This window comes from Pseudomonas tehranensis (assembly GCF_014268615.1).
GTDB lineage: Bacteria > Pseudomonadota > Gammaproteobacteria > Pseudomonadales > Pseudomonadaceae > Aquipseudomonas > Aquipseudomonas tehranensis.
The window spans coordinates 1-4,246 of record NZ_JABWQV010000344.1 but is presented as its reverse complement, the minus strand read 5'-3'; the positions used below and the strand labels follow the sequence as shown (position 1 = coordinate 4,246).

General features: G+C 64.6%; 3 protein-coding genes. 1 reads left to right on the top strand and 2 read right to left on the bottom strand.

The features are described from left to right. Window positions 1-123: 123 nt before the first annotated feature. Both HU811_RS25500 and HU811_RS25495 read right to left on the bottom strand, forming a co-directional pair. Window positions 124-1,572 (bottom strand): aldehyde dehydrogenase family protein, encoded by a 1,449-nt coding sequence (locus HU811_RS25500; protein ID WP_186658809.1) that lies wholly within the window; start codon window positions 1,570-1,572, stop codon window positions 124-126. Further along, window positions 1,569-3,206, bottom strand: coding sequence for a 5-guanidino-2-oxopentanoate decarboxylase (locus HU811_RS25495; RefSeq protein ID WP_186658812.1), 1,638 nt, complete (start codon window positions 3,204-3,206; stop codon window positions 1,569-1,571). Before HU811_RS25495 ends, HU811_RS25500 begins: the two co-directional genes overlap by 4 nt. A 115-nt stretch (window positions 3,207-3,321) precedes the next feature. Between HU811_RS25495 and HU811_RS25490 the strand changes: the two genes are divergently transcribed. Further along, window positions 3,322-4,203, top strand: coding sequence for a LysR substrate-binding domain-containing protein (locus tag HU811_RS25490; RefSeq protein ID WP_186658806.1), 882 nt, complete (start codon window positions 3,322-3,324; stop codon window positions 4,201-4,203). Window positions 4,204-4,246: the final 43 nt, after the last annotated feature.

Genomic DNA, 4,246 nt, shown 5'->3' with positions numbered 1-4,246 from the left:
ATCGCGAGCAGGCTCGCTCCCACAAGGGATCTGTATTGAACACAAACTCTCCGTTCACCCAGATCAACTGTGGGAGCGAGCCTGCTCGCGATGGGGCCAGTAAAGACACCCCACCTCTAGAATTCAAACCGCCCGCACCACATGCTTGATCTCCTGAAATGCCGCCAGCCCCCAAGGCCCCAACTCGCGGCCCAGGCTGCTCTGCTTGTAGCCGCCCCACGCCGCCTGGGGAAAGATCACCTGGGGGGCGTTGATCCACACCAACCCCGCCTGCAATGCATTGGCCACCTGCTCGGCAACCTCGGTATCGCGACTGACGACACTGGCCACCAGGCCAAAACGGCTGTCATTGGCCAGGGCAATCGCTTGCTCCAGGGTGGTGAAACGGCGCACACACAGCACCGGCCCGAAGATTTCTTCGCACCACAGCGCGCTGTCCACAGGCACGTCGGTGAAGACTGTCGGCTGTAGAAAATAGCCGCGCGGCAAATGCGCGGGGCGTTGCCCGCCGCACACCAGCGTCGCCCCGGCGCTCAGGCCCCGGTCGATGTGCCCGAGCACCCGCTGGTATTGCGCCTGGTTGACCAGCGCGCCCATCTCCACGTCAGGGTCAAACGGGTCAGCCACGCGAATCGCTTCGGCGCGAGTCTTGAGTCGTTGCAGGAATTCATCGGCCAGCTCATCGGCAACCAGCACGCGACTGGTGGCCGAGCACATTTGCCCGGCATTGAAGAAACCGCCACCGCAGGCCAGTTCCACCGCCAACTCCAGATCAGCGTCGGCCAGCACCAACAACGACGACTTGCCACCCAGTTCCAGGCTCACGCCCTTCACCGTTTCCGCCGCCCGTTGCATCACCTGCACGCCCACCGCATTGCTGCCGGTAAAGGAAATCTTCGCCACGCGCGGATCGCTCGCCAGTGGCGCACCCACCGCCAGGCCTGTGCCACAGATCAGGTTGAACACGCCCGGCGGCAAGCCACAGCCGCCGATGATCGACGCCAGTTCCAGCTCCGGCAACGGTGTGACCTCCGAAGGTTTGAGCACCACACAACAGCCGGCAGCCAAGGCCGGGGCGAGCTTCCAGGCGGTGGTGACCATCGGGAAATTCCACGGCACGATCAATCCCACCACACCGCAGGGTTCGCGGCGCAGGCGGGCACTGAAGTCTTCGCTGGGCAATGCCAGTGGGCTGTCCTGCCGGGCGTCCAGCCCTTCGGCCAGTTCGGCGTAGTACTCGAAGGTGGCGACCACGTCGTCGACATCGATGGCCGCTTCGAACAGGGGCTTGCCGTTATTGCTCGATTGCAAGTGCATCAACCGCTCACGCGCGGCCTGCACACCCGCGGCGATACGGCGCAGAATCGCCCCGCGCTCGGTGCCGGTGGTGTTCGACCATTGGGCCAACGCCTGGGTCGCCGCGTTCAGGGCCTGATCGACCGCACGCTCATCGCCGCCATTGACCGTGGTCAGCAGCGCCTCGGTGACCGGATTGATCACCCGCAAATGCTGATCGCCCGATGACCATTGGCCGTTGATGTACAGGCCGTCCTGGGTGGTGGGGAAATTCATTGGGCCACCGCCATCATCCAGCGCGCCTGATCGATCTCGATCAGGGTCGGGCCCTGGCGGTTGTGGGCCGCCAGCAATGCGGTGCGCAATGGCTCCACGCCGTCGACCGCGTGTGCAAAGCAACCCAGGGCCTTGGCCACGCCAATGAAGTCCGGGGTGTAGATGTCCACGCCCACCGGTTCAATGGCGCGGTTGACCATGTATTTCTTGATCTCTTCGTAACCCTGGTTATTCCACAGCAGCACGATCACTGGCACGCCTGCTTCCACGGCGCTGGCCAGCTCCGGCAAGGTGAACTGCAAGCCGCCATCACCGATCAGGCACACCACCGGCGGACGACCGTGACCGGCGTCGACGCCGCCGAGCCAGGCGCCGATGGCCGCCGGCAAGGCATAGCCGAGGGTGCCGTAGCCGGTGGAAGCATTGAACCAGCGACGTGGATGTTCCGGGTTGAAGGTCAGGTTGCCGGTGTACACCGGTTGCGTGGAATCACCGACGAATACCGCGTCGGGCAAGGCCTGCAAAACCGTGTCGATGAACAAGGTCTGCGCGCGGGTCGCGACGTCCCAGTCCCGGTCCAGATCCGCCCGTAACCGCGCGGCACGCACCGGGCCCCAATCGCTGTCGCGCCGGGTCAGGGATTGTTGCTTCAACCCATCGAGCAAGGCTTGGCTGGCGCTGCGGGCATCGGCCACCAGCGCCAGGTGCGGCGGGTAGTTGCGCACGGTCTGGTCCGGGTCGATGTCGATGCGCAGCAATGCACCGGGGATCTCGAAGCCGCCGGCGAAGGTGATGTCGTAGTCGGTCTCGGCCAGCTCGGTACCGATGGCCAGCACCACGTCGGCCTCGGCCACCAGCGCGCGGGTGGCCACCAGGCTTTGCGTGGAGCCGATCAGCAGAGGATGGCGGGACGGCAACAAGCCTTTGGCGTTGATGGTCAATGCCACGGGCGCGCCGAGGCATTCAGCCAGTTCGGTCAGTTCGCGGCCTGCGTCGATGGCACCGCCACCGGCCAGAATCAAGGGCCGCTGCGCCTTAGCCAGCATGGCCGACATCTGCGCCACCGCACTCGGCGCGGCCCCGGCACGGCAGATGTTCACTGGCGTGCTGGCGAGCAAGGCATCGGCGTCCTCGACCAGAACGTCCAACGGAATTTCGATGTGCACCGGCCGCGGGCGACCGGCCTGGAACAAGGCAAAAGCCCGAGCCAGTACCCCCGGCAACTCGGCGGCGGACATCAGCGTATGGGAAAACGCCGCCACGCCAGCCACCAACGCACTCTGGTTCGGCAGCTCATGCAACTTGCCACGCCCCCCGCCCAACTGGCTGCGCGACTGCACGCTGGAGATCACCAGCATCGGGATCGAATCGGCGTAGGCCTGGCCCATGGCAGTGGTGATGTTGGTCATGCCGGGGCCGGTGATGATGAAGCACACACCGGGCTTGCCGCTGACGCGGGCATAACCGTCGGCCATGAACCCTGCACCCTGTTCGTGACGCGGCGTCACATGACGGATGCTGGAACGGGCCAGCCCGCGATACAACTCGACGGTGTGCACGCCGGGAATCCCGAACACCTGCTCCACGCCATAACCTTCGAGTAACTTGACCAATACTTCGCCGCACGTCGCCATTGCCACTGCCCTTCTTGTTTTCGGGGAATGGCGTTATTGGAACGGCCAGGCCATAGCCGCAACAATGGATAAAAAGTCATACTAGCCATGTCCCCACGTCATGGCTCGATCCCCAATGAAACGCCTTCCCCCGCTCCCGGCGCTGCACACGTTTCTGATCACCGCCCAATGCTGCAACTTCACCCGGGCGGCGGAACAGTTGCACATCACCCAGGGCGCGGTGAGTCGGCAGATCGCCGGGCTGGAGGAGCATTTGGGTTATGCGCTGTTCCTGCGTCAGGCACGGGGCCTGAGCCTGACGCCGCAGGGGCAGGCGTGGTTGCCACGGGTGCAACAGGTGTTCGGCCTGATCGCTGAAGCGGTGGAGCAGATCGACGAGAAACGCCAGAGCGTGCAACTCAAGGCGCCGACCTGCGTGCTGCGCTGGCTGATGCCGCGTTTGCTGCAATGGCAGAAGGAACGGCCGGACATACCGGTGGAGTTGACGACTACCGCGCGCCACGGCGTGGATTTCCAGCGCGAAACCTTCGACGCGGCGGTGGTCTACGGGCCACCGCCGGATGCATCGCTGGCGGGCCTGCACCTGTTCGATGAACAGCTGACGCCGGTGTGTTCACGTCCATTGCTTGAAGGTCCGGTGCCGCTGCGCACACCCGCCGACCTGCAACACCATCTGCTGCTGCACCCTACCGCGGACGGGCGCGACTGGAACGCCTGGCTGGAGGCCGCGGATGTGCAACTGAGCAACGTCAGCAAAGGCCAGCATTTCGAAACCCTGGACCTGGCGATGTCCATGGCCTCCCAAGGCACGGGCGTGGCGATTGGCGACTGGTCGCTGATCGGCGACGACCTGAGCGCTGGAAGGCTGGTGATGCCGTTCGAACTGAAGGTCAGGACCGGGTTGGCCTATCACTTGGTGTACCCGCGCAAATCCCAGGCTTCGGAGCAATTGCAGGCACTGATGGGCTGGTTGGTGGAACAGGCGCAGGCGCGCTAGCTGTTTCACCGCAAGCCCCCTGTGGCGAGGGAGCTTGCTCCCG